Consider the following 1,187-nt stretch of genomic DNA (forward strand, 5'->3'; position numbering starts at 1 on the left):
CGACTTTCGAAACCGGCGGGTTGTTTCCGGCGGCAACCATGCGTTTCTCGACAGCAACAAGGCTGTCAGACGCCTCTTCGATTTGAGCAGAGCTGAGTTTAACTTCGATCGGAATCCACGTTCCACCGGGAGCCGCAATGACTGCATCGACCTCTAGATCGCGAGAATCGTGATAGTGATAGAGACCCATTCCATTTGCTTGCGCATAAACCCACAAATCATGAAGGGCCAACGATTCAAAAAGCAGTCCAAGCGTCTTGAAGTCCAGAAGTAATGTCTCCGGAGTCGCCCCGAGCGCAGCGGCCGCTAGTGACGGGTCAGCGAGATGATGCTTCTTCGATTCTCTTAGGTGCACTGGGGATCTCATTGCAGGGTTCCATGCGGGAATATCGCGAACGAAATTAACCCGAGCGAGAAGAGATATGTATGATGACGCCGTTTGTCTCGACACCTCTCCACCAAGATCGGCTACGAGCGTTTTGAGTGTCGCCAAAGTGGATTCATTGCGCGCAAGCGATTCAATGACAGCTTTGACCTTTTCAGGGTCGCGGCGAGAGCCGTCGACACGGGACAAATCTTCTTCGGCAACTATGTTGATGTATCGTTTGGCCATCGCGGACGCAGCCCGCGCATCGTGTCCGACCGCCGCAGGCCATCCACCACGAACAACGCACTCGGCAATCGAGGCAGAATCCAGCGACCCAAAAGCGCCATTGAACTTTTTGCCAGAAATAATGCCCGATAGCATAACTGCACCGCTGGATTTCCCAAGTTCGAAAAGCGTCATGGTATCCATGCGCAGTTTGGCGAACCTTCCAGCGCCACTGTGCATCGGACGTTTGTCGTCTCGCGGTGTTGCCGACCCCGTAAATATGAACTGGCCAGGCTCACCGCCACGGTTGTCACATTCAAACCGTGCCGCGTCCCAAAGTTTCGGAACCTCCTGCCACTCGTCAATTAGCCGTGGCACCTCGCCGGAAACGGCAAGAGCTGGGTCAGTCTCGGCGCGTAAGCGATTCTCGAAGTTGCGGGACGGGTCCATGAGAAGGAGCCTGGACGCCGCGCGGGTCTCGGCTGTGGTCGTCTTCCCGCACCATTTCGGTCCTTCGATGAGAACGGCACCGAATATGCCCAGCAGCTGGTCGAGCTCATTTTCGATAATTCTAGTGTAGTACTTCTTTGGCATA

General features: G+C 54.9%; 1 protein-coding gene and 1 pseudogene. Both read right to left on the reverse strand.

Annotation, left to right across the window (positions count from 1 at the left end; genetic code table 11):
• The coding region (locus DWY05_RS09845) for an ATP-binding protein (RefSeq protein ID WP_233511306.1) at positions 1 to 796 on the reverse strand (796 nt) is incomplete at its 3' end.
• Between the two features lie 36 nt (positions 797 to 832).
• A pseudogene (locus DWY05_RS10285) lies at positions 833 to 1,186 on the reverse strand (AAA family ATPase); the annotation flags it as partial.
• Between the last annotated feature and the right edge of the window lies 1 nt (position 1,187).

This window comes from Collinsella sp. AF23-4AC (assembly GCF_003462685.1).
Taxonomy (GTDB): domain Bacteria; phylum Actinomycetota; class Coriobacteriia; order Coriobacteriales; family Coriobacteriaceae; genus Collinsella.